The following is a 23,898-nucleotide window of genomic DNA, read 5'->3' as shown; positions in this document are numbered from 1 at the left end:
TGGCCGGGCGCTCGGGGCAAGACCTACAGTCTGCCCGACCCGCCGGGCGGCCCGGACCGACGTCGACAGCTGTTCACCGTACGGGAACTGACGGCAGGCCAGCCCGGCCGGCGCCGGTCAGAGCGGGTCGACCCGGCGGACGGCCCCGTCGGCGAGCTCCAGCCAGCGGGTGATGCCGATCCCGCGCAGGAACGGCACGTCGTGGCTGGCGACCACGAGCGCGCCCCGGTAGCCGGACAGTGCCTGGGTGAGCTGGCGGACGCTGGCCAGGTCCAGGTTGTTGGTCGGCTCGTCGAGCAGCAGCAGCTGCGGCGGCGGCTCGGCCAGCAGCAGGGCCGCCAGGGTCGCCCGGAACCGCTCGCCGCCGGACAGGCCGCCGGCGAGCTGGTCGGCCCGGGCCCCCCGGAACAGGAACCGGGCCAGCCGGGCCCGCACCGCGTTCTCGTCCGCCCGGGGCGCGAACGCCCGGACGTTACCCACCACGGAGAGCGCGTCGTCCAGCAGGTCGAGCCGCTGCGGCAGGTGGCGCAGCGGTACCGGACGGCCGATCTCGCCCTCCAGCGGCGCGAGTTCGCCCGCCACGGTGCGCAGCAAGGTGGACTTGCCGGAGCCGTTCGCACCGACCAGTGCGATCCGCTCCGGGCCGCGCAGCTCCAGCTGGACCCGGGTGCCGTGGGCCAGCCGGACCCGGTCCAGGGTGAGCACGGTGCGCCCGGCCGGGACGGCGGTGTGCGGCAGGTCGATCCGGATCTCGGCGTCGTCCCGGATCGCCTCCTCGGCGGCGTGCAACCGTTCCCTGGCCTCGCCGAGGCGTTCCGCGTGCATGCCCTTGAGCCGGCCCGCGGTCTCCTCGCCCTGCGTCTTGAACCTGCCCGCCATGATCTTCGGATCGTTGCGGGTGACCGAGCGCTTCTTGCCGTACGAGGCGCTGCGCTCCAGCCTGGTCCGGGCCTCGACCAGGTCGCGCTGCTGGCGGCGGACGTCGGCCTCGGCGTTGCGCACCAGCCGCTCGGCGGTCTCCTGGGCGGCGGTGACGGCCGCCTCGTAGTCGTCGTGGTTACCCCCGTACCAGGTGACCCCGCCGTCGCGCAGGTCGGCGATCCGGTCCACCCGGCGGAGCAGTTCGCGGTCGTGGCTGACGATCACCATGGTGCCCTGCCAGCCGGCCACCGCCTCGTACAGCCGGGCCCGGGCGGCCCGGTCCAGGTTGTTGGTGGGTTCGTCCAGCAGGAGCACCTCGGGGCGGCGCACCAGCAGCGCGGCCAGCCGCAGCAGGACGGCCTGGCCGCCGGAGAGCTCGCCGACGGTGCGGTCGAGGTCGGGGTGCAGGCCGAGCCGGTCGAGGGTGGCGCGGGCGCGTTCCTCGACGTCCCAGTCGTCGCCGACGGTGGTGAAGTGCCGCTCGTCGGCGTCGCCGGCCTCGATGGCGTGCAGCGCCTCGCGGACCGCCCGGATGCCGAGCGCCTCGTCCACCCGGTGGGCGGTGTCGGTGCCGGCGTCCTGCGGCAGGTAACCGAGTTCGCCGCTGGTCCGGACGGTGCCGGCGGACGGGGTGAGCTCGCCGGCGATCAGCCGCAGCAGGGTGGACTTGCCGGCCCCGTTGAGGCCGATCAGGCCGGTGCGGCCGGGCGGGACGGCCAGGTGGAATCCGTTCAGCACGGGGGTGCCGTCCGGCCATTCGAAGGTGAGGTCGGAGCAGAGGACGGAGGTGGCGGTTCGATGGGACATGCAGGCCTCCTGCGTGGTTGCCGTGGACGGTCGGAGCAACACGGGAGACACCGGGGGTGCGGCAGGGCCGGACGGCAGGACGGGGCCCGCGGATCCGGGGCCGGGCTCGTCGCCGAGGTCGCACTCCTGCACCGCGCGCGCCGGGGTCGTCAGGCGGGCGGTGCGGTGTCTCGTGACCTCAGACGAGCAAGGGCCTTCTCCAGACGTACGCGGTGGGAGCCGGGCGGCGGTCCGCGGCCGGGCATCCGCCACGCTAGGCCGGGGGGCGGCGGCACGGCAACGGATTTACCCCGCCCGGCACCGGGCCCCGGACCGCCCGCGGGCCGGGGTGGCCCGCCGCGGCGACTAGGATCGGGGCATCATGAGTGCCACTCTCGTCGTCAAGGATCTCAGCGCCGGCCACGGCGACCGCACCCTGTTCACCGGGCTCGACCTCGTCGTCGCGCCGGGCGAGGTGATCGGTCTGGTCGGGGTCAACGGTGCCGGCAAGTCCACCCTGCTGCGGCTGCTGGCCGGCCTGGACACCCCCGAGGCGGGCTCGCTGCGGCTCAGCCCGGCGAGCGCCAACGTCGGCCACCTGCCGCAGGAGCCGGAGCGCCGCGAGGGCGAGTCGGTGCGCGACTTCCTGGCCCGCCGGACCGGGGTCGCCGCCGCGCAGACGGCGCTGGACGAGGCCACCGAGGGCCTGGTGGAGGGCCGCCCGGGCGCCGACGACGCGTACGCGGAGAGCCTGGACCGCTGGCTGGAGCTGGGCGGCGCCGACCTGGACGAGCGGGCCGAGGAGGTCGCCGGTTCGCTGGGCCTCAAGGTCGGCCTGGACCTGCCGATGACCGCCCTCTCCGGCGGCCAGGCGGCCCGCGCGGGCCTGGCCTCGCTGCTGCTCTCCCGCTACGACGTGTTCCTGCTCGACGAGCCGACCAACGACCTGGACCTGGACGGCCTGGAGCGGCTGGAGTCCTTCGTCAAGGGCCTGCGCGCCGGCACCGTGCTGATCAGCCACGACCGCGAGTTCCTGGCCCGCACGGTGACCAGGGTGGTCGAGCTGGACCTGCACCAGCAGCAGGTCAACGTGTACGGCGGCGGCTACGAGGCGTACCTGGAGGAGCGGGACATCGCCCGCCGGCACGCCCGCGAGGAGTACGAGGAGTACGCCGACACCAAGGCCTCGCTGGAGGCGCGCGGTCGGATGCAGCGCGGCTGGATGGAGAACGGCGTGCGCAACGCGCGCCGCAAGGGCCCGGACAACGACAAGATCGGGCGCGCCCACCGGCAGGAGTCGACCGAGAAGCAGGCCGCCAAGGCCCGCCAGACCCAGCGCATGATCGAGCGGCTGGACGTGGTCGACGAGCCGCGCAAGGAGTGGGAGCTGCGGATGGAGATCGCCTCCGCGCCGCGCTCGGGCTCCGTGGTGGCCACCCTGCGGGGTGCGACGGTGCGGCGCGGCGACTTCACGCTCGGGCCGGTGGACCTCCAGGTCGACTGGGCCGACCGGATCGCGATCACCGGGGCGAACGGCGCCGGCAAGTCGACCCTGCTGGCCGCGCTGCTCGGCCGGCTCACGCCGGACGCCGGGCACGCCGTGCTCGGTTCGGGCGTGGTGGTCGGCGAGGTCGACCAGGCGCGCGGGCTGTTCCTGGGCGACGAGCCGCTGCTGGAGGCGTTCGCCGCGGCCGTGCCGGACACCGCGCCGGAGGAGGTCCGCACCCTGCTGGCCAAGTTCGGGCTGAAGGCCGCGCACGTGCTGCGCCCGGCCGCCACCCTCTCCCCGGGTGAGCGGACCAGGGCGGCGCTCGCCCTGCTCCAGGGGCGCGGGGTCAACCTGCTGGTGCTGGACGAGCCGACCAACCACCTCGACCTGCCCGCGATCGAGCAGCTGGAGTCGGCGCTCGCCTCGTACAACGGCACGCTGCTGCTGGTCACCCACGACCGGCGGATGCTGGAGGCGGTGACCGTCAACCGGCGGCTCACGGTGGCGGGCGGGCTGGTCGAGGAGGCCTGAGCGGCCTGCTCGAGGAGGCCCGAGCGGGCCGGCCGGTCCCGGCGACCGGTCTGGACCACTTCGGGTCGCGGCCTTCCGCCGACGGTACGTCATGTGCTGTGCTGGCTCCCATGGTTGACAGTGCACCGCCGACGGGACACCGCACCGTCGAGCTCCGCCCGATGACGGTCCCCACCCACGAGGCCGAGGACCGCGCCCGGTCCTTCCACGCGCTGATGGACCGGCGCCGGACCGTCCGCGACTACTCCACCCGGCCGATCCCCGACGGGGTGCTGGAGTGGGCGGTCCGGACCGCGGCCACCGCCCCCAGCGGCGCCCACGTGCAGCCCTGGCGGTTCGTGGTGATCACCGATCCCGCCCGCAAGCGCCGGCTGCGCGAGGCCGCCGAGGCCGAGGAACGCGAGTTCTACACCCACCGGGCCTCCGCGGAGTGGCTGGCCGCGCTGGCACCGATCGGCACCGACTGGCGCAAACCCTTCCTGGAGGACGCCCCGGCGGTGATCGTGGTCTTCGAGGTGCACAAGGGGCCGGACTCGCCGCGCCCGTACTACACCAAGGAGTCGGTCGGCATCGCCGTCGGCCTGCTGCTGGCCACCCTGCACCAGGCGGGGCTGGCCACCCTCACCCATACGCCGAGCCCGATGCGCTTCCTCAACGAGGTCTGCGACCGGCCCGCCGAGGAACGGGCCGCGTACGTGATCCCGGTCGGCTACCCGGCGGAGCACGCCCGGGTGCCGGATCTGCACCGCAAGGAGCTCGACGACGTCCTGGTGCGGCTCTGACCGGCTCGGGAAATCCGCTGGTCGGAGCCGGTGCGGCGAGGGGATAATCCGGCCATGAGCCGCCCTGCCGAAACGCCCGGTCCGCCGCCCCACCCCGAGACGCCGCCCCGCCCCGAAACGCGGCCCGGCGCCGGCGCCCGCCCGCCCGAGCTGCTCCCGCTGCCCGGCGGCGTCTCGCTGCGGCGGCGCCGGGAGGCCGACGCGGCCGCGCTGAACGCGGCGGTCCGCACCAACCTGGCCCACCTGCGGCCCTGGATGCCGTGGGCGGCCGAGGCGCCGACCCTGCAGAACAGCCAGGAGATGTGCCGGGCCGGGGAGCAGGTCTGGGACGAGGGCAGCGACTTCATGTACCTGGCCGGGCTGGACGCCGAACCCGGCAGCGTGGTGGGCGCGTTCGGCCTGCACGGCCGGATCGGCCCCGGCGCCCTGGAGATCGGCTACTGGGTGCACGTCGACCACACCGGCCGCGGCCTGGCCACCGCCGCCGCCCGGGCCCTCACCGGGGCGGCCCTGGCGCTGCCCGGGATCGCCCGGGTGGAGATCCACTGCGACGAGGCCAACGCCGCCAGCGCGGCCGTCCCGTGCAAGCTCGGTTACCGCCTGGACCGGGTCCAGGACGCGGAGATCACCACGCCCGCCGAGACCGGACGCAACCTGGTCTGGGTGCTGGACCGCTGAGCCGGGCACGGCCCGGCGCCGCCGGGTCGGGCCGGGCCACCGCCCGCGAGCCCGCGCCGGTCTGGCATGATCACCCGCCATGTCGACACCCACGCCCGCCCGACCCACCGTCAACTCCGTCACCCGTCCGGCCGATCGCCCCACCACCTGCCCCGACTGCGCGGCGCCGCTCACCGGGGACCCGGCGTTCCCCGTCTGGTGCCCCGCCTGCGAGTGGAACCTGGTCGTCGCGCCGCGCCCCACCGCCCCGCTCACCCCCCGGGCGCAGCGGCGGCACGAGCGGGAGACCCGCCGCACCGAGCGGCGCGAACGGACCGTCCGGGCCCGGACCGAGAAGGTGTACGCCTTGGTGGCGGGCGACGCGCCGGCCCACCGCGACCTGTCCTGGCTGCTGGCGGCCGTCCTGGCGGGGCTGGTCCACCTGGTGACCCTGCTGGTGCTGGCCGGCTCGGTGACGCTGCTGGTGGTCGGCCCCGGGCCGCTGCGGGTGGTCGGCGTGATCGGCCTGGTGGTGGCCTACGCGCTGCGGCCACGGCTCGGCCGGTCGACCGCCGACGAGGTGCCGCTGCGCCGCGAGGAGGCACCCGCGCTGTACGCGCTGGCGGACGGGGCCGCCGCCGCCGTGGGCGTCCGCCCGGTCGACGCGATCGTGGTGACCGGCGAGTTCAACGCCGGTTTCGGCCGGTACGGGCTGCGCAACCGCGGCGTGCTGCAGCTCGGGCTGCCGCTGTGGGTCGCACTCACCCCGCAGCAGCGGACGGCCCTGCTGGGGCACGAGTTCGGCCACGACCGCAACGGCGACCACCGCCGGGGCCGCTGGCTGCGCTCGGCGGGGCAGGCGCTGGCGCAGTGGCGGGCGATGACCCTGCCGGAGCGGACCGCGTCCGACGAGGCCGGGGGCCTGTTCGCGCTCGCCGGAATGGTCAAGTTGCTGGTGCTGCACGTGCTCCACGCCGTGGCCGGTGGCCTGTACGAGGTGCTCGACGTGCTCACCACCCGATCCGGCCAGGGCGCCGAGTACCGGGCCGACGCGCTGGCCGTGGAGGCCGCCGGCAGCGAAGCCACCCGCTCCGTGCTGGAGGTCCTGCTGCTCGGGGCCACCATCGAGTCGGCGGTCACCCGGTGGCGCGTCCAGGCCCGGGGCACCCGCCGGACCACCGACGGCCCGGCCGACGGCCCGGACCTGTGGGCCACCCTGGCGGAGCGGATCGCGGCGGTCCCGCCGTCCGAGCGCGAGCGGCGGCTGCGGCTGTCCGAGCGCACGCTCGGCGCCGTGGACTCGACCCACCCGCCGACCCACCTGCGGATCAGGATGCTCACCGCCCGCCCGCAGATCACGAAGGCGCTGCTGGTGGCCGACCCGGCCCGGCACGCCGAGGCCGACGCGGAGCTGGCCCCGCACCGCGCCCGGATCGCCGAGCAGCTCCGGCAGGGCTGACCCCCCGGCCGGAGCCGGAGCCGGGGCAGGGGCAGGGGCAGGGCGGCGGCAGGGGCAGGGCGGCGGCAGGGGCAGGGCGGCGGCAGGCCGCAGGAGCGTCGGGGCTGAACCCGGCGGGGCGTTGCGGACGTGGACCTTAACGCAGGCGTAAGCCCGTCCGGGACCGCTTGACGTGCCCACTTGGTCTAGTCCACTTTTACTCAGGACAGCACCGCCCGCCCCCCGCTCCGCGAACCCCTCGCCGCTGTGCCGCGAGGGCAGTTCAGGATCCACGCCCCTGTCACGCCGTCGGCCCGCGCACCCCCCACGCTCGGCGCGGACACCCCGGCACCGTCCCGAAAGGCACCCTCATGCCCCGTGCCGCACTCCCCCGCCACGCCGCCGCGCGGCGCTCCAAGCTCGTCCCGCTGCTGTGCGCCGCCGCCCTGGCCGGTGGCGGCCTGGCCACCCTCGCCGACGGTGCGGACGCCGCCGACGCCAACCTGCTCGCCAACCCGGGCCTGGAGAGCGGCGCCCTGAGCCCCTGGACCTGTACGGACGGCGCCGGCGCGGTGGTCGGCACGCCGGCGCACGGCGGGTCCCACGCGCTGCGCGGCACCCCGAGCAACAGCTCCACCGCCCAGTGCAGCCAGACCGTGACGGTCAAGCCCAACACCACGTACGCGCTGAGCGCCTGGGTCCAGGGTCAGTACATCTACCTCGGCGCGACCGGGAACGGGGTGATCGACCCCGCCGTCTGGACCCCCGGCGGCAGCAGCTGGCAGCAGCTCGCCGGCAGCTTCACCACCGGCGCCGCCACCACCAGCGTGACGGTCTACCTGCACGGCTGGTACGGCCTGGGCGCCTACCTGGCGGACGACGTGGTGCTCAGCGGCCCCGGCGGCTCCACTCCGACCCCGACCCCCAGTGCGACCCCCAGCGCGACCCCGACGAAGAGCCCCGACCCGTCCCCCTCGCCCAGCTCGACCCCGTCGGGCACCCCGACCGGGACCCCGCCGGCCGGCGGCCCGCTGCCGGTCGCGCCCTACGTGGACCTCGGCGCCTGGCCGACGCCGGTGCTCAAGGACATGGCCGCCGCCGGCCACCTCAAGTCCTTCACGCTGGCGTTCGTCACCTCGGTCGGCTGCAAGGCCAGCTGGTTCAACGCCTACGACCCCAAGTCCGGCTGGGGCAAGGACCAGATCGACGCGATCCGGGCCGGCGGCGGTGACGTCAAGCTGTCGTTCGGCGGCGCCTCCGGCACCGAACTGGCCCAGGCCTGCACCACGGTGGACTCGCTGTTCAACGAGTACGACGCCGTGGTGAAGGCCTACGGCCTGAAGTACGTCGACTTCGACATCGAGGGCGCGGCCGTGGTCGACACGGCCGCCAACGACCGCCGCTCGGCGGCGCTGGCCCGGCTCCAGCAGGCCCACCCCGGGCTGAAGGTCTCGCTCACCCTCCCGGTGCTGCCGGAGGGCCTGACCGCCGACGGGCTGGCCGTGGTGCGCTCCGCCCGGGACGCCGGGGTGGCGCTCGACCTGGTCAACGTGATGGCGATGGACTACAACCGGCCCGCCACCGACTACGGGGACGACGCCGTCCAGGCCGGCCGGAGCACCCACGACCAGCTCAAGGGGCTCTACCCGGCGAAGACGGACGCCCAGCTGTGGGCGATGACGGGGGTCACCCCGATGCTGGGCGAGAACGACGACCACGGCGTCTTCGACCAGGCCGACGCCCAGCAGCTGGTGGCCTTCGCGCGCCAGAACCACCTGGGGATGCTGGGCTTCTGGGAGATGACCCGGGACGCGGCCGCCTGCACCGGGCCGCTCTACAAGTGCACCAACGTCACGCAGGCCCCGTACGACTTCTCCAAGGTCTTCGCCGGGTACACCGGCTGACGGATCGACAGGCCCCGTCCGGTGGATCCCCACGCTCCGCCGGGCGGTCCGGGGCACCCGGTGCGCACGGCGTACCGGGTGCCCCGACTCAGTCCACCGCGATCCGCACCGCGAAGCCGGCCAGCGCCGTGCCCATCGCGTACCGGTGCAGCCGCTGCCAGAGCGGCCGGCGGGCGAAGAAGGTGGCGACCGAGCCCGCGGTGAACACGAAGAAGGCGTTGCCGAGCAGCCCGACGGTGATCTGGGTCAGCCCGAGCAGCAGGCTCTGCAGCGCCACGTGGCCGCGGTGCGGGTCCACGAACTGCGGCAGCAGCGAGACGTAGAGGATCGCCAGCTTGGGGTTGAGCAGGCAGGTCACCAGGCCCATCAGGACCAGCTTGCGGGGCCGGTCCGGCGCCAGCTCCTTCGCCGCGAACACCGAGCCGGCCGAGGGCCGGACCGCCTTCCAGGCCAGCCACAGCAGGTAGGCCGCACCGGCCACCCGCAGCGCCAGGTAGAGCTCGGGCACCAGCGCGAACAGCGCGGAGATCCCGGCCGTGGCGGCCAGCAGGTAGACCAGGAAGCCCAGCGCCACCCCGCCGAGCGAGATCATCCCGGCCCGCCGGCCCTGGGAGACCGACCGGGACACCAGGTAGATCATGTTCGGCCCCGGGGTGAGCACCATCCCGGTCGCCACCGCGGCGATCCCGGCCAGCGCCGTCGCCTCCACCACTGCCACTCGCCTGCCCCGTTCCTGCGGTCGGTCCTCCGTACACGCCGCCCGAACGCTAGCACCGGGCCCGCCCCCGGCCGCGCGCACCGGAGCCCGCCGCCGGCCCGCGCGCCCCGCGCCGCCCACCCGCAGGCCCGCCGGCGCCCCGCGATTTAACCGGTACCGGGGCCCGCGATCAGGGCGTTAGCATCCGTTCAGCCGTCCGGGTGAGGCACCCGGTGCGGGCCGGCCCACCGGACGCACCCGATCCCGAACGGAGGCGCCATGCATCAGGACACCGCGGTCGACGAGGCCGAACTGGCGGCCTACAGCGGCACGGTGGGACGGCTGCGCGGACTGCCGGCCGACCACCCCGTGCGCCGGCACGCCGAGAAGCTCGCCGAGTCGTTCGTCCGCGAGGGCCGCCGCGCCCGCCGCCAGGCGGCCCGCGACACCCGGGCCCGGCGCGACGCCGACCTGCTCGCCGCGACCGCGACCGGTGCGGCCGACCGCCGCGAGGACGCCCCGCTGGTGCCCGCCGCCCGTCCGGCCCCGCTCGGCGAGCTGACCCGCCCCCGCCGCTGCTATGTCTGCAAGTCGACATACCGTCAGGTGGACGGCTTCTACCACATGCTCTGCCCGCACTGCGCGGCCGACAACACCGCCCGCCGCGACCTGACCACCGACCTGCACGGGCGCCGCGCGCTGCTCACCGGCGGCCGGGTCAAGATCGGCTTCCAGCTCGCCCTGATGATGCTCCGGGACGGCGCCGAGCTGATCGTCACCAGCCGGTTCCCGCACGACACGGTCCGCCGGTTCCGCGCCGCCGAGGGCAGCGAGCAGTGGCTGGAGCGGCTCACCGTGGTCGGCATCGACCTGCGTGACCCCCGCCAGGTGCTGGGCCTGTGCGAGCGGCTGCGCGCGGCCGGCCGGCCGCTGGACATCCTGGTCAACAACGCCGCCCAGACGCTGCGGCGCCCACCGGAGTCGTACGCCCTGCTGGCCGCCGGCGAGCGGGGCGAACTCCCGGCGGGCGGGCGGGTCGAGCACGCCCCGGGCTTCCGGCCGATGCCGGCCCTGACGGCGGCCTGGCCGGTCACCGGCCTGGAGCCCGAACTGCCGGGCCCGCCGCCCGCCGGCGAGGTGCTGGCGCTGGCCGACGAGGCCGGCCTGCTCCCGGACACGGCGGCCGTCAACTCCTGGACGACGACGCTCGGCGGGCTCGACCCGGCCGAGGTGCTGGAGACCCAGCTGGTCAACGCGCTGGCCCCGGCGCTGCTCTGCGACCGGCTGCTGCCGCTCCTGCTGGCCTCCCCGCACGCCGCCCGCTACATCGTCAACGTGACCGCGGTGGAGGGCCGGTTCGCCGTCCGCAACAAGACCGCCGGCCACCCGCACACCAACATGGCCAAGGCCGCGCTCAACATGCTCACCCGCACCAGCGCCGAGCAACTCGCCCGGCAGGGCGTGCACATGTGCGCCGTGGACACCGGCTGGATCACCGACGAGAACCCGGCACCCAAGAAGTCCCGGATCGCCGACCGGGGCTTTCGCACCCCGCTCGACGTGGTCGACGGCGCGGCCCGGATCTACGACCCGATCGTGCGCGGCCAGGCCGGCGCGCCGGTCTCGGGCGTCTTCCTGAAGGACTACCAGGAGGCCGCGTGGTGAGCACGCCGAGCCGTCCGCGACACCGTTTCCGCAGCCCGGGGCGGCTGCGGAGGATTACGATCGGTCAATGACGGACACAACCGACAGAGCAGGGGAACTCGCGGACCAGGCGGCCCGGTTCCCGCACCTCTACGCGCCGCAGCGCTGGGCCTGGGGCGGGATCGACGCGCAGTTCTCGGCGGAGCTCCCGCCGGACGGGCTGATCACCAACATCCACCTGGTCGGGTTCACGGACGGCGGCGTGGTGCTGTGCCGGGACGCCCGGGGCCACTGGTTCCTGCCCGGCGGCACCCGGGAGGCGGCCGAGAGCATCCAGTCCTGCCTGGTCCGCGAGCTGCGCGAGGAGGCGGGCGCCCGGCTGGTCGGGGAGCCGGTGTGGATCGGCGCGCACCGGGCGGTGACCGACACCCCGGAGCCCTACCGGCCGTGGCAGCCGCACCCGGAGAAGGCCTGGCTGTGGGGCTGGGCCGAGGTCGAGGTGGACTCCTCCCCGACCAACCCGGACGACGGCGAACAGGTGGAGGAGGTCCGCGCCATGGACCCGGCCGAGGCCGGCCGGCTGCTGGTGGCCGGGCGCGAGCCGTGGTGGGGCGAACTGGTGGACCTCGCGGTCGAGTCCCGCCGCCGGGCGGGCTGACCGGGCCGCCGACCGCAACGGCGGGGCCCCGACCACGCGTGTGGTCGGGGCCCCGCCGCGTGCCGGGTGGCGGCGCCGCTACTTGGTCAGGCCGGCGCGACGCAGCGCGTCCGCCATGGCGCTGTTGGCGGCCGGCGGCTGGGTGCCGCCGCCGCGGCGGTCCTGCCGCGGCGGGCGGGGGCCGCGGTCGCCGCCCCGGTCGCCACGGTCCCCGCCCCGGTCGCCGCGGTCACGGCGGCCGCCGCCGCCCTCGCCGCCGCCGGACCGGCCGACCTCGTCGTCGAGCCGCAGGGTGAGCCCGATCCGCTTGCGCGGCACGTCGACCGTGGTGACCCGGACCTTGACGATGTCGCCCGGCTTGACCACCTCGCGCGGGTCCTTGACGAAGGTCTTGGACAGCGCGGAGACGTGCACCAGGCCGTCCTGGTGGACGCCCACGTCGACGAAGGCGCCGAAGGCCGCCACGTTGGTGACCACGCCCTCCAGCACCATGCCCACCTCGAGGTCGCCGATCTTGTCGACGCCCTCCTTGAAGACCGCGGTGCGGAACGCCGGCCGCGGGTCGCGGCCGGGCTTGTCGAGCTCGCCCAGGATGTCGGTGACGGTCGGCACGCCGAAGGTGTCGTCGGCGAAGTCGGACGGGCGCAGCGCCCGCAGCGCGGTGCTGTTGCCGATCAGCGCGCGCAGGTCGCCGCCGGTGGCGGTGAGGATCCGGCGGATCACCGGGTAGGCCTCGGGGTGGACGGCGGAGGCGTCCAGCGGGTCGTCGCCGCCGGGGATCCGCAGGAAGCCGGCGCACTGCTCGAAGGCCTTGGGGCCGAGCCGGGCCACGTCCTTGAGCGCCTTGCGGGTGCGGAACGGCCCGTTGGCGTCGCGGTGCGCCACGATGTTGTCGGCGAGCGTGCCGGTGATGCCGGAGACCCGGGTGAGCAGCGGGGCGGAGGCGGTGTTGACGTCGACGCCGACGGCGTTGACGCAGTCCTCGACCACGGCGTCCAGCGAGCGGGAGAGCTTGAGCTCGCTCAGGTCGTGCTGGTACTGGCCGACGCCGATCGACTTGGGGTCGATCTTGACCAGTTCGGCCAGCGGGTCCTGGAGGCGGCGGGCGATGGAGACCGCGCCGCGGATCGAGACGTCCAGGCCGGGAAGTTCCTGGGAGGCGAACGCGGAGGCGGAGTACACCGAGGCGCCGGCCTCGGAGACCATCGCCTTGGTGAGGGCGAGTTCCGGGTGGCGGATGATCAGGTCGCCGGCCAGCTTGTCGGTCTCGCGGGAGGCGGTGCCGTTGCCGATCGCGACCAGGTCGACCTGGTGCTTCTTGGCGAGGGCGGCCAGCGTCGCGATCGAGGCGTCCCACTTGTTGGCGGGCTGGTGCGGGTAGATGGTCTCGAACGCGACCACCTTGCCGGTGGCGTCGACGATCGCGACCTTGACGCCGGTCCGGAAGCCCGGGTCCAGGCCCATGGTGGCGCGGGTGCCGGCCGGGGCGGCGAGCAGCAGGTCGCGCAGGTTGGCGGCGAAGACCCGGACCGCCTCGTCCTCGGCCTCCTGGCGCAGCCGGGCCCGCAGGTCGATGCCGAGCCGGACCAGGATCCGGGTCCGCCAGGCCCACCGCACGGTGTCGGTCAGCCACTTGTCGGCCGGGCGGCCGCGGTCGGCGACGGCGAACCGAGCGGCGATCCGCTGCTCGTAGTCGCTCGCGCCGGGCAGGTCGCCGTCCTCGCCGTCGAAGGGCGACAGGTCGAGGTCGAGGACCTCCTCCTTCTCGCCGCGCAGCATCGCCAGGATCCGGTGCGAGGGGAGCTTGGTGTACGGCTCGGCGAAGTCGAAGTAGTCGGCGAACTTGGCGCCGTCCTGGTTCTTGCCGTCGCGGACCTTGGCGACCAGCCGGCCCCGGGTCCACATCCGCTCGCGCAGCGAGCCGACCAGGTCGGCGTCCTCGCCGAACCGCTCGACCAGGATGGCTCGGGCGCCGTCGAGGGCGGCGGCCGGGTCGGCGACCGACTCGTTCAGGTAGCCGGCGGCCAGCGCCTGCGGGTCCTGCGCCGGGTCGGCCAGCAGGGTGTCGGCGAGCGGTTCGAGACCGGCCTCGCGGGCGATCTGGGCCTTGGTGCGGCGCTTGGGCTTGTACGGGAGGTAGATGTCCTCCAGCCGGGCCTTGGAGTCGGCGGCGAGGATCTGGGCGCGCAGGGTGTCGTCCAGCTTGCCCTGGGCCTCGATCGACTCCAGGACGGCCGTCCGGCGCTCCTCCAGCTCGCGGAGGTAGCGCAGCCGCTCCTCCAGGGTGCGCAGCTGGGCGTCGTCCAGTGCCCCGGTCGCCTCCTTGCGGTAGCGGGCGATGAAGGGGACGGTCGAGCCGCCGTCGAGCAGGTCGACGGCCGCCTTCACCTGCCCCTCGCGGACGCCCAGCTCTTCGGCGATCTTGCGTTCGACTGGCATGGTCACGAAGCCGGTCACCTTCTCCTGAGTCCCCTTGCGGGAGGTCCCTCGCGGGAGTCGCCCTGCGTTCTGTTCGCCCTGCATTCTGGCAGGTACCCGGCCGGATCCGGGCCCGACCGGCACGGCCCGGACGGCGTGGCGGTCGGGGCGCGGGCGCCGGCGGTACGGCGGGCCGGGCGCCGGGCGGGCCAGGTCGCGGTCCCCGGATCCGCTCGCTGACGGGGCCTCCGGCGGTCTACGGTCGGGGCCATGAACCGATCCGCGTACGTCCGCGCGCTCCGCTCCGAGGGCGCCCGGCTGGCCGGTGCGGCCGCCGGCTCGCTCGCCCTGCCGGTGCCCACCTGTCCCGACTGGAACGTCGCCGACCTGCTCTTCCACACCGGTGAGGTGTTCGGTTTCTGGCGCCGGATCGCCGACGGCGAACTGGCCGGCCCGGAGGGGTACCAGGAGCCCGACCGGCCCGCCGACGACGAGCTGGTGGCCTGGTACGAGGACGAGTCGGCCCGGCTGGCCGCCGTCCTGGAGCAGGTGGACCCGGCCGAGCCGCGGTGGAGCTGGACGGCCCGCCGCGACGCCGGGTTCATCCAGCGCCGGATGGCGCAGGAGGCGGCCGTGCACTGCCAGGACGCGCTGCTGGCCGTCGGCCGGGTCGAACCGGTGGACCGGGCCCTCGCGGTGGACGGCATCGACGAGTTCCTGACCCATTTCCGGCGCCCGGAGCCGCCCGCCGGGCTGCCCGCGGACGGGGTCCACCTGCACGCCACCGACGGCGCCGGCGAGTGGACGGTCCGCCCCGGGGACGGCGGGTGGCAGGTGGTGGCGGAGCACGGCAAGGGCGCGGCCGCCGTCCGGGGCAGCGCGTCCGACCTGCTGCTGTGGCTGTGGGGGCGGCGTGGCCAGGAGACGCTGGAGGTGTTCGGCGACGCCGGGGTGCCGGCGGTGTTCCACTCGGGCTTCATCCGGTCCTGAGCCGGCCCCGGCGCTGCGGGGCTCGTCCTGAGCCGGCCCCGGCGGGCGGCCGCGCGGTCACCAGATCGGTCGCAGCCGCCCCGACGGTGCCAACCGCAGCAGGTCGTCGCGCAGTTCGCGCAGGCGCTGCTCGCCGAGCGCCTGCGTCCAGGGCCCGACCGCGTCGGCGGCGGCCTGGTCGGCCGCGCGGGTGCAGGCCCAGCCGCGGTCGGTGAGGACGATCAGTCGGGCGCGGGCGTCGTCCGGGTGCGGGCGGCGTTCGACGTACCCCTTGCGGACCAGCTCCTCGACCATCTGGCTGGCCGCCTGCTTGGTCACCCCGAGGTGCTCGGCCAGCTCGCCGACGCTGGCTCCGGCCGGGGCGAGCCGGGCGAAGGCGTAGCCGTGGGCGGGCCGCAGGTCGTCGAAGCCGCGGGCCCGGACCCCGTCGTCGATGCTGCGGACGAGGTCGTGGGCGAGGCCGAGGAGCAGCGGCGGGAGGCTGAGGGCAACGGTCCGGTCCATGGCTGAAGTCTGCCAGTCCGGTTGACAGGATGGTCAAGCTGCTTGACTATATAGACAAGCAGCTTGACCATCTAGCCTGAGGAGCCCAGCCATGCCCGTCATCCGGTCCGCCGAGGCCACCGTCCACGAGGTCCACGGGGCCCGCTTCCTGTCACACGCCGCCACCGCCACCGGCAGCACCGAACTCAGCGCCTGGCGGCTGGAGTTGCCGGCCGGCACGGCAGGGGTCGAGCACACCGTCTCCGGGGAGGAGGTGTTCCACGTGCTCGCCGGCGCACCCGTCGTCACCCTGGACGGTGCACCGACGGAGCTCGCCCCCGGCGACACGGCCGTCGCGCCCGCCGGCACCCGGCTGCGCATCGACACCACCGACACCCCGGCCGCCGTCTGGGTCACCACCCGCACCGGCCTGACCGCCACCCTGACCGACGGCACCGTCCTCACCCCGCCCTGGGCTTCCTGACCCACGGACGGCCCCGGCCCGGGTCTGCTACCGCTTGCCGTACGGGAGGAGTTCGGCGCGCTTGGGCGGACGGCCGTCGCCGGAGGACCTGCCGGTGAGGCGGCGGCCGATCCACGGGCCGAGGTGCAGGCGCAGCCACCGCAGGTCGGCGCGGAGCTTCTCGGCGCGGCCGCGCGGGGCGGCCGGGGGCAGCGGGGCGCGCCAGTCGTGGTCGGCCGGGCGGCCGAGGGCCTCCAGGACGGCGGTGGCGACCCGGCGGTGGCCCTCCGGGGAGAGGTGGAGGCGGTCCTCGTCCCAGAGCCGGCGGTCGTCGAAGCAGGGGGCGGAGAACAGGTCGACCACCGCGACCCGGCCCGGGTGCTCGGCCGCGATCGACTCGACGAAGGCCTTCATCCGCAGGATCGCCGGCAGCAGCCGGGTGCCGCCGGCCAGCCGGCGGGCCGGGTCGGTGCTGGTGAAGAGCACCACGGTGGCGTCGCCGGCGAGCAGCTCGCGGGCCGCCCCGCCGAGCCGGCGCTCGACCTCGGCGATGTCGCAGCCCGGCCGCAGCACGTCGTTCAACCCGCCGGCCAGGGTGACCAGTTCGGCCCCCATCGCGGCGGCCGGGCCGATCTGGTCGGCGCCGATCTGGCCGATCAGCTTGCCCCGGACGGCCAGGTTGGCGTAGCGGAACTCCTCGTCGGGCCGCTCCGCGGCGAGCGCGTCGGCGACCCGGTCGGCCCAGCCCCGGAAGTGGCCGTCGGGGAGCAGCTCGTCGCACATGCCTTCGGTGAACGAGTCCCCGACGGCGACGTAGCTGCGGTACACGGTGGCGGTGGCGTAGTTCTCCATGGCCCGTCGATGCTACGCGCACCTCCGGCCCGGCCCGCAGGCGGCCTACCGGACGGTAGCGGCGGCCGGGCCGCCCACCCGGCCGCGGGGCCCGCGGCGGCGCCGCCACCCCGGTCGTTACGCTGGCCGGACGGTCGACACGGGGGTGCACGATGACGGAGAACGAGGGGGTCACCGGCCGCTACGGCATCGGCGAGCTGGCCGAGGCCGCCGGGGTGAGCGTGAAGACGGTGCGCTTCTACTCGGACTCGGGGCTGCTGCCGGAGGCCGGCCGCAGCCCGGGCGGGCACCGGCGGTACGGCGAGGCGGCGCTCGGGCAGCTGCGGACCGTCCGGCAGCTGCGGGCGCTCGGGCTCGGCCTGCCCACCGTCGCCCAGGTGCTGCGCGGGGACGCCGACCCGGCCGCCACGCTGGCCGCGCACCGGGCCGAGGTGGAACGCACGCTGCGGGACCTGCGCTGGCGGCAGGCCGCGTTGACGGCCCTGGCCGAGCGGCCCGAGGCGCTGGAGCTGCTGGGCGACGCGCTGCACGCACCCCCGGACCGGGACGCGCTCGCCACGTTCTGGCGCCGGGTGCTGCCGCCGCGCCTGCCGCGCGCGCTGCTGGCCGCGATCATCGACGCGGCCGTGCCCGAACTGCCCACCGCCCCCACCGCCGGCCAGGCGCTGGCCTGGGCCCGGCTGCACGCGGTGGTCACCGACCGGTCGGCGGCCGCGGCCGTCCGGGCGAACGGGGCCGGCAGCTGCGGCCCGCGGGCCCGGCTGTACTACGAAGGGCTGGGCGAGGCGTACGCGCTGGCGCAGCGGCCGGCCCCCGACGCGGTGGACTGCTTCGTCGCCGCGCACGCCGGTGCGGAGGGCGCCGCCGACTCCCCCGCATACCGGCATGCCCTGGTCGGCCGGCTGACCCGGCCGGACCCGTACATGGGGGCGTACTGGGACCATTCGGCGGTGCTGCGCAGCGACCCCGCGCCGGACATGGGGACGCTGCACGCCGGGCTGGTGGCCCGGCTGGCCGAGGAGGTGCAGCGAGCCGCGCCGCAGGCCGATCAGGCCGGTCAGACCGGTCCGGCCGCCTGAAGCTCCGCCGTCCCGCCGTCCGCCCCCGCGCCCGCACCGCCGTCCGCCGCGCCGGTGAACCAGTGCTCGCGGACGGCGTCGGTCGGGCGCCGCTCGCCGAGCTCCGGCAGGCCCCAGGCGGCGAGCGACTCGACCACCGGGCGCAGCGCCAGCCCGCGTTCGGTCAGCTGGTAGACCGTGGCGTTGGCCGGCCGCTCCAGCTTGCGCCGCACGGCCAGGCCCTCGCCCTCCAGCTGCTTGAGGCGGGTGGCCAGGATGTCGGTGGAGACGCCGGGCAGGTCGGCGTGCAGATCGGTGTAGCGGCGCGGGCCGCCGAGCAGCTCGCGGACGATCAGGAGGCTCCAGCGCTCGCCCACGGCATCCAGGGCGCGGGCGACGGCGCAGTACTGGTCGTAGCTTCGGCGTGACATGCGGATCAGCATAGCCAATAGGTTGGACTTTCCAAGTGCTTACTTGGTAGAACAAAGCATCCGCCGGTGTGGCGCGGTGACGGTTCGGGAGGCCGCTGATGGAGTTTCGCCAGTCCAGCAAGCTGAAGGACGTGTGCTACGAGATCCGTGGCCCGGTGGTCGACCAGGCCAACGCACTGGAGGAGGCCGGGCACTCGGTGCTGCGGCTGAACACCGGCAACCCGGCACCGTTCGGCTTCGAGGCGCCCGAGGAGATCGTCCAGGACATCATCCGCAACCTGCGGGGCGCGCACGGCTACAGCGACTCCCGGGGCATCCTGCCGGCGCGCCGCGCGGTGGTGCAGTACTACCAGCAGCGCGGGGTGGCCGGGGTGACGGTGGACGACGTCTACCTGGGCAACGGCGCCTCCGAGCTGATCCAGATGGCGGTCCAGGCCCTGGTCGACGACGGCGACGAAGTCCTCGTCCCGGCACCGGACTTCCCGCTCTGGACGGCGGTGGTCCGGCTGGCCGGCGGCAAGGCGGTGCACTACCTGTGCGACGAGGAGGCCGAGTGGTACCCGGACCTCGACGACATCGCCGCCAGGATCAACCACCGCACCAAGGCCATCGTGGTCATCAACCCCAACAACCCGACCGGGGCGGTCTACCCGAAGGAACTGCTGGAGGGCATCCTCGAACTGGCCCGCCGGCACGGCCTGATGGTGCTGGCCGACGAGATCTACGACAAGATCCTCTACGACGGCGTCGAGCACCACTGCCTGGCCGCGCTCGCCGACGACGTGGTGACGCTGACCTTCAACGGACTCTCCAAGGCCTACCGGGTCGCCGGGTTCCGCAGCGGCTGGCTGGTGGTCTCCGGGCCCAAGCAGCACGCCAAGGACTACCTGGAGGGGCTCACCATGCTCGCGGGCATGCGGCTGTGCCCCAACGTGCCGGCCCAGTACGCCGTCCAGGCCGCACTCGGGGGCCACCAGTCGATCCACGACCTGACCCTGCCGAACGGCCGGCTCACCGAGCAGCGCGACGTGACCTGGCGCGCCCTCAACGACCTGCCCGGCGTCAGCTGCGTCAAGCCCAAGGGCGCGCTGTACGCCTTCGCCAAGCTCGACCCGGCGGTGCACCGGATCGTGGACGACGAGCAGTTCGTGCTGGACCTGCTGCTCCGCGAGAAGATCCACATCGTCCAGGGCACCGGCTTCAACTGGCCCCGCCCCGACCACTTCCGGTTCGTCACCCTCCCCCGCGCCGACGACCTGGAGACGGCGATCAGCCGGATCGGCCGCTTCCTCACCACCTACCGCCAGTAGGCCCTCCGGCCCGGGAAGGGGCCCGGCCGGCCCGGGGCCCCCGCAGGCTTCGGACCGGCCGGACGACGCGGGCGGCGGGCCGCCTCAGAGCCGCTGCCAGAGCGCCGGGACGTTCGGCGGCTCCCAGCCCGCGATCGCGGTGTGCCCCTGCAGGCAGCGGTAGCCGGCCCCGCCGTAGGTGACCTGGTCGCCGGGCCGGTACGCGGTGCCCGCCCGCCAGCTCCCGCCCGTCGGACCGCCGGACGACCCGGACGGGGAGGGCGTCGGCGAGGGCGAGGGGCTCTGCGCGACGTCCAGCACGAAGTCGAAACTGCCTTCCCTGGCCGGGCCGTTCGCGCGGACGGTCATCAGCAGCGCCGGGTCGAAGATGGTGTCCGTGGCGTTGCGCGGCTCGCCGGGGAAGTACAGCTGGGTGGTGAGCACCGGGCGGCCCGGGGCCTGCACCTTGACGTGCAGGTGGCGGGTGCGGCCCGGGTAGAGGCCCGGCACGACCGTGGTCAGCCCGAAAGCACCCCGGGCGTCGGTGAACTGGTGCCCCCGGAAGGCGAATCCGGCGTTGTCGTAGGCCCCCGCGTCGTCCGCCTGCCAGAAGTCCAGCAGCACCCCGGCGATCGGCCGGCAGGCCCGGCCGAAGACGTAGCCGGTGACGGCCAGCCGGGTGCCGGGGGTGGTCGCGGTCACCAGCGAGGTACGCAGCGGGGAGTCGGGCTTGAAGTACGGGCCCTCGATCTGCTCGGCGGTGGGGTGGTCGCCGTCGTCGCAGGCCGGGGTGAGGACGGGCGGGCCGTCCCCGCCGTCCCGGGCGAGCGCGGCGCCGCCGCCGATCAGCAGGGGCGTGGCACCCGCCAGCACGGCGGCCTTGAGCAGGGACTTGCGGGTCAGCCTGCGCTCGCCCAGGGGTTCGCGGGAGGGGGTCATGGTCGGCTCTCCTTGCCGTGGTGGCACGGGGTCCACCCTGCCGGGTGCATGACATGTGGGGTGCCACGGTGGGGGCCCGGCAGGGTGGCGCGGTGGGGGTTCCGGGCTACGACGCTACGGGCCCGGCCGGGCAGCGGTCGATGGACCTGATCCCGGGTTCGTGGTGATTTCCTCCGGCCCGGGCCCGGAACTCCCCCGGACTCAGACCCACTTCGCGACGGAAGAACCGGCAGAAGTACGACGGGTCGGCGAAGCCCGCCGCTGCGGCCACCTGGCGGACCGTCAGCTCGGTGGCCACCAGCAGGCGCTTCGCCTCCAAGGTCTGCTGCTGCCGGATCAGCAGGGCCGGGGTGCGCCCGGTGGCCTCCTTCACCAGCTCGTGCAGCCGTCCGGCGGAGACGCCGAGCTCCCGGGCGAACCAGCCGACCGAGCGGCCCGTCCGGTCCGGCTCGGCGATCAACCGGCCGAAGCGGGCCGCCAGTTCGGCAGCCCTCGGCGGCACCGGCCCGGGCGCCCCCGGCGCGGAGGCCCGCATCGCCCGGACCAGCAGGACGTGCAGGTAGGCCTGGAGCACGCCCGGGAAGCCGGCCTCCCCGGCCTGGAGCTCGCGCAGCATCTCGCCGAGCAGGCCGGTCAGCGCGCGGTCCTGGACGCGGTCCGGGCGCAGCCACGGGCGGCCCGCCAGCAGCCGCAGCAGGCCGAGGTCCTCGGGGTGCTTCAGCAGGAAGTCCTCGTTGAACAGCAGCACCCAGCCGCCCAGCCCGCGGGCCCGGGCCCAGTGGTGCACCTGGCCGGGCAGCACCACGCACAGGTGCGGCGGGTCGAGCGGCCACTCCACCAGGTCGAGCACGTGCGAGCCCCGCCCCTGGGTGACGTAGACGATCTCGTAGAAGGAGTGCCGGTGCGGGAAGGCCGCCCGGGACAGCGGTCCGATGGTGTCGAAGGAGCCCAGCGCGAAGGGCAGCACCCCGGGCGCGGGCACGTCCAGGTTGTGCAGCGGCACCTGGCTTCTGGACGGCCGGAGGGCAGGCAGGTCGGTCACGGCAGCAGTGTCGCCGGGCGACCGGGTGGTGGTCCAGACCAGCCCGCGGCGCGGGCGCCCGTTCCGCCGGGCCTACGGACGAGTAGCATCACGCGGGGACACCCCCCGACCCGCCCTCCCCCGAAGGACACCCGATGGCCAAGCAGCCCGAGATCGGTTCCGCCGTACCCGAGTTCACCCTCCCCGGCCTGCTGCTCGCCGGGGACGGCGCCGAGCGCCGCGACTACCGGCTGAGCGAGGCCAAGGGCTCGCCGCTGGTGCTGGTCTTCTACCCCGGCGACGACACCGCCGTGTGCACCAAGCAGCTCTGCTCGTACACCTCGGACCTGGACCGCTTCAAGGGCCTGGGCGCCACCGTCTGGGGCATCAGCCCGCAGGGACTGGACAGCCACGAGGCGTTCGCCCGCAAGCACCGGCTGGCCTTCCCGCTGCTGGCCGACACCGACCGCGCGGTGGCCACCGCCTTCGGCATCGCGGTGCCCGGGCTCGGGCTGCGCCGGTCGGTCTTCATCGTGGACGGCGACGGCACCCTGCGCTGGAAGCACGTCGCGCTGATGGGGCTGACCTTCCAGAACACCGGCACCCTGACCGAGCAGCTGGCCGCCCTGGCCTGAGCCCGGCCGCCCCGACCGCCGGGGGCGCGGACGCCGCGAGGCCCGCGCCCCCTGGCGGAGGGGCGCGGGCCTCGGGTCAGGCGTGCGGCGGCCGGCGGCCGCCCGGGGTCAGCGGCCCCAGCACTCCCCCGCCTTGCGGGCGATGGTGTAGTGGTCGACCTGGGTGCCGTCCTCGGCGAGGGCGGTGACCTTCATGGTGGCGGTCCGGCCGGGGTGCGCCGGGGCCACGTCCACCTTGATGAACGAGTAGCCGGTGTAGCGGACCCGGGACCACTCCACCGTCTCGGGCACCTTGGTGCCGCCCTTGGCGAAGTGGTAGGTGAGCACCGAGTCGACCCGGTTCTCGTGGCCCTCGTAGGTGTCGGGGGCGTCGAAGGAGTACAGGCTGCGGCCGGCCGCGCCCGCCGTCACGTAGACCACGCCGTCCTTGGCGGGCTCGACGGTGGCGCCGCTGGGCACCGCCCTGGAGACCTTGTTGCCGAGGATCGCGTCGGTGCGCTCGTAGACGTGGTTGTGACCGTTGATCACCAGGTCCACCCGGTACTTCTCGAACAGCGGCACCCAGGCCTCGCGCACGCCGCCCTCGGAGGCGTGCTGGTGGGTGGTCGAGAAGGCGCAGTGGTGGAAGAAGACCACCACGAAGTCGACCGTGTCGTCCTCGCGCAGCTCGTGCAGCTTGCGGTCCAGCCACTTGGTCTGCTTGCCGGCGGTGATCCCGAGGTTGGCCGGGATCTCGTACGAGACATCGTTGGCGTCCAGCGAGATGACGCCGACGTTGCCGTACTTGAAGGCGTAGACGCCGGGGGCGGTGCGCGGGTCCGGGCCGTTCTCCGGGAGGAAGAAGCGGGTGGACTCGCCGCCGTACCCGTTGTGCGAGTACCAGGCCTCCATGTCGTGGTTGCCGTAGGCGACCATCCACGGGATCTTCGAGGACACCGTCTCGGTCTGGGCCAGGAACTTGTCCCAGGTGGTGGCGTCGAAGACGGACTTGTCCGAGTCCTGGCCGGAGCCGGCCGGGTCGGCGTAGCAGATGTCGCCGGCGTGCAGGTGGAAGGCCGGCTTCTGGGCCAGGATGATGTGGTCGTTGCCGGCCGCGTGGGCGCTGACACCCTGGTCGCCGAAGGCGGTGAAGGTGAACGGCGCGAACGGACGGCCCCAGCGCCAGGACCGCTCGGGGGCGGTGCGGAAGGTGCTCAGGGTGGAGATCGCCTGCTGCGAGGCCGGGTCGAAGCCCTGGTGGCCGACACCGTAGTAGTAGGTGGTGTCCGCCTGCAGGTGGTCCAGCTTGACGTGCAGGTAGTACTGGTCGACGGGCTGGCCGGTCGGGGTGAGGGCCGGCGTGTGCAGCGCCCGGACCTCGGCCTCCACCTTGTGGCTCAGGTCCCACGGGTGCTTGCCGTAGCGCAGGAAGGGCTTCTTCACCGGGGCCGGCACCTGCCAGGAGACCCGGATCTGGCTGTCCGGCTCGGCACCGAAGGCCAGGTGACGGCCGATCGGCGCGACCAGCGAGCCGTCGATCCCGTCGGTGACGCCACGGGCCGGCGCGGCCGGGTCGGCGTACGCGGTGCCGGAGCCCAGCGCGCCGCCGACGGCCAGCGCACCGACCGTCACGGCGCTGGAGCGCAGCAGCTTGCGGCGGGACAGCGCGCTGCGCAGGTACTCGTGCTGCTCGGCCATGCTCATGCGGTCGGCGAGCTTCTCGGGCACGCCCATGCGTGGGATATCCATGGCCCAGACCTTCCCAGCGCGCGGTGGCGCGTGCACGGACATTCGATGAACGAGCGACTACCGGCGGGTCTGACGGTTCGCAAG

The 23,898-nt window shown here is 74.8% G+C and carries 20 protein-coding genes and 1 pseudogene; 12 read left to right on the top strand and 9 right to left on the bottom strand.

Translation table 11 applies throughout. The annotated features are described in order from the left end of the window. Positions 1-117: 117 nt before the first annotated feature. A complete protein-coding gene (locus ABT014_RS14155) occupies positions 118-1,728 on the bottom strand; it encodes an ABC-F family ATP-binding cassette domain-containing protein (RefSeq protein WP_350638990.1) in 1,611 nt (536 codons plus the stop codon). 361 nt (positions 1,729-2,089) lie between these two features. On the opposite strand from ABT014_RS14155, the gene ABT014_RS14150 reads away from it, so the two are divergent. The 5 genes from ABT014_RS14150 to ABT014_RS14130 all read left to right on the top strand — a co-directional run bounded on the left by ABT014_RS14150 (position 2,090) and on the right by ABT014_RS14130 (position 8,508). After that, a complete protein-coding gene (locus ABT014_RS14150) occupies positions 2,090-3,727 on the top strand; it encodes an ABC-F family ATP-binding cassette domain-containing protein (RefSeq protein WP_350638989.1) in 1,638 nt (545 codons plus the stop codon). Between the two features lie 110 nt (positions 3,728-3,837). After that, positions 3,838-4,509, top strand: coding sequence for a nitroreductase family protein (locus tag ABT014_RS14145; protein WP_350638988.1), 672 nt, complete (start codon positions 3,838-3,840; stop codon positions 4,507-4,509). A 54-nt stretch (positions 4,510-4,563) separates the two neighbouring features. Next, positions 4,564-5,187 (top strand): GNAT family N-acetyltransferase, encoded by a 624-nt coding sequence (locus tag ABT014_RS14140; protein WP_350638987.1) that lies wholly within the window; start codon positions 4,564-4,566, stop codon positions 5,185-5,187. Between the two features lie 79 nt (positions 5,188-5,266). Continuing rightward, entirely contained in the window at positions 5,267-6,625 is a 1,359-nt protein-coding gene (locus ABT014_RS14135; protein ID WP_350638986.1) for a M48 family metallopeptidase, read from the top strand. Positions 6,626-6,975: 350 nt separating this feature from the next. Next, positions 6,976-8,508, top strand: coding sequence for a carbohydrate binding domain-containing protein (locus ABT014_RS14130; RefSeq protein WP_350638985.1), 1,533 nt, complete (start codon positions 6,976-6,978; stop codon positions 8,506-8,508). 88 nt (positions 8,509-8,596) lie between these two features. On the opposite strand, the gene ABT014_RS14125 is transcribed toward ABT014_RS14130, so the two are convergent. After that, positions 8,597-9,220 carry a LysE family translocator gene (locus ABT014_RS14125; protein ID WP_350639130.1) on the bottom strand — a complete coding sequence of 208 codons (624 nt, stop codon included), beginning with the start codon at positions 9,218-9,220 and terminating at the stop codon, positions 8,597-8,599. A 264-nt stretch (positions 9,221-9,484) separates the two neighbouring features. Between ABT014_RS14125 and ABT014_RS14120 the strand changes: the two genes are divergently transcribed. Both ABT014_RS14120 and ABT014_RS14115 read left to right on the top strand, forming a co-directional pair. Beyond that, on the top strand, positions 9,485-10,870 hold the full coding sequence (locus tag ABT014_RS14120) for an SDR family NAD(P)-dependent oxidoreductase (protein ID WP_350638984.1): 1,386 nt from the start codon (positions 9,485-9,487) through the stop codon (positions 10,868-10,870). A gap of 67 nt (positions 10,871-10,937) precedes the next feature. After that, entirely contained in the window at positions 10,938-11,507 is a 570-nt protein-coding gene (locus ABT014_RS14115) for an NUDIX hydrolase (protein ID WP_350638983.1), read from the top strand. A 78-nt stretch (positions 11,508-11,585) separates the two neighbouring features. On the opposite strand, the gene ABT014_RS14110 is transcribed toward ABT014_RS14115, so the two are convergent. Next, positions 11,586-13,946 carry a Tex family protein gene (locus ABT014_RS14110; protein WP_350639129.1) on the bottom strand — a complete coding sequence of 787 codons (2,361 nt, stop codon included), beginning with the start codon at positions 13,944-13,946 and terminating at the stop codon, positions 11,586-11,588. A gap of 249 nt (positions 13,947-14,195) precedes the next feature. Between ABT014_RS14110 and ABT014_RS14105 the strand changes: the two genes are divergently transcribed. Further along, positions 14,196-14,915, top strand: coding sequence for a maleylpyruvate isomerase family mycothiol-dependent enzyme (locus ABT014_RS14105; protein ID WP_350638982.1), 720 nt, complete (start codon positions 14,196-14,198; stop codon positions 14,913-14,915). A gap of 57 nt (positions 14,916-14,972) precedes the next feature. Here ABT014_RS14105 and ABT014_RS14100 read toward each other — a convergent pair whose 3' ends face one another. After that, positions 14,973-15,419: a MarR family winged helix-turn-helix transcriptional regulator gene (locus ABT014_RS14100; protein ID WP_350638981.1), complete on the bottom strand. Its 447-nt coding sequence runs from the start codon at positions 15,417-15,419 to the stop codon at positions 14,973-14,975. A 91-nt stretch (positions 15,420-15,510) separates the two neighbouring features. Here ABT014_RS14100 and ABT014_RS14095 point away from each other — a divergent pair, with 91 nt between their 5' ends. Continuing rightward, the gene (locus tag ABT014_RS14095; RefSeq protein WP_350638980.1) at positions 15,511-15,882 is read left to right on the top strand and encodes a cupin domain-containing protein; all 372 of its coding nucleotides are present in this window, start codon (positions 15,511-15,513) and stop codon (positions 15,880-15,882) included. A 27-nt stretch (positions 15,883-15,909) separates the two neighbouring features. On the opposite strand, the gene ABT014_RS14090 is transcribed toward ABT014_RS14095, so the two are convergent. Further along, positions 15,910-16,713 (bottom strand): SGNH/GDSL hydrolase family protein, encoded by an 804-nt coding sequence (locus ABT014_RS14090; protein WP_350638979.1) that lies wholly within the window; start codon positions 16,711-16,713, stop codon positions 15,910-15,912. A 152-nt stretch (positions 16,714-16,865) separates the two neighbouring features. On the opposite strand from ABT014_RS14090, the gene ABT014_RS14085 reads away from it, so the two are divergent. Beyond that, entirely contained in the window at positions 16,866-17,792 is a 927-nt protein-coding gene (locus ABT014_RS14085; protein ID WP_350638978.1) for a MerR family transcriptional regulator, read from the top strand. 14 nt (positions 17,793-17,806) lie between these two features. On the opposite strand, the pseudogene ABT014_RS14080 reads toward ABT014_RS14085, so the two are convergent. Beyond that, positions 17,807-18,202, bottom strand: a pseudogene (locus ABT014_RS14080) (winged helix-turn-helix transcriptional regulator); the annotation flags it as partial. Between the two features lie 98 nt (positions 18,203-18,300). Between ABT014_RS14080 and ABT014_RS14075 the strand changes: the two are divergent. After that, entirely contained in the window at positions 18,301-19,512 is a 1,212-nt protein-coding gene (locus ABT014_RS14075; RefSeq protein ID WP_350638977.1) for a pyridoxal phosphate-dependent aminotransferase, read from the top strand. Positions 19,513-19,596: 84 nt separating this feature from the next. On the opposite strand, the gene ABT014_RS14070 is transcribed toward ABT014_RS14075, so the two are convergent. Together ABT014_RS14070 and ABT014_RS14065 are read right to left on the bottom strand one after the other, a co-directional pair. After that, positions 19,597-20,430, bottom strand: a complete 834-nt coding sequence (locus ABT014_RS14070) for a dioxygenase family protein (RefSeq protein ID WP_350638976.1) — start codon at positions 20,428-20,430, stop codon at positions 19,597-19,599. A 106-nt stretch (positions 20,431-20,536) separates the two neighbouring features. Beyond that, the gene (locus ABT014_RS14065) at positions 20,537-21,472 is read right to left on the bottom strand and encodes a helix-turn-helix transcriptional regulator (protein ID WP_350638975.1); all 936 of its coding nucleotides are present in this window, start codon (positions 21,470-21,472) and stop codon (positions 20,537-20,539) included. A gap of 134 nt (positions 21,473-21,606) precedes the next feature. On the opposite strand from ABT014_RS14065, the gene ABT014_RS14060 reads away from it, so the two are divergent. After that, positions 21,607-22,086, top strand: a complete 480-nt coding sequence (locus ABT014_RS14060) for a peroxiredoxin (RefSeq protein WP_350638974.1) — start codon at positions 21,607-21,609, stop codon at positions 22,084-22,086. A 108-nt stretch (positions 22,087-22,194) separates the two neighbouring features. Here ABT014_RS14060 and ABT014_RS14055 read toward each other — a convergent pair whose 3' ends face one another. After that, positions 22,195-23,814 carry a purple acid phosphatase family protein gene (locus ABT014_RS14055; protein WP_350638973.1) on the bottom strand — a complete coding sequence of 540 codons (1,620 nt, stop codon included), beginning with the start codon at positions 23,812-23,814 and terminating at the stop codon, positions 22,195-22,197. Between the last annotated feature and the right edge of the window lie 84 nt (positions 23,815-23,898).

The sequence above is a fragment of the Kitasatospora sp. NPDC094015 genome, from assembly GCF_040304075.1.
Taxonomy (GTDB): domain Bacteria; phylum Actinomycetota; class Actinomycetes; order Streptomycetales; family Streptomycetaceae; genus Kitasatospora.
Note: the sequence above shows the minus strand (reverse complement) of the source record. Positions and strands in the feature narration are given on the sequence as shown.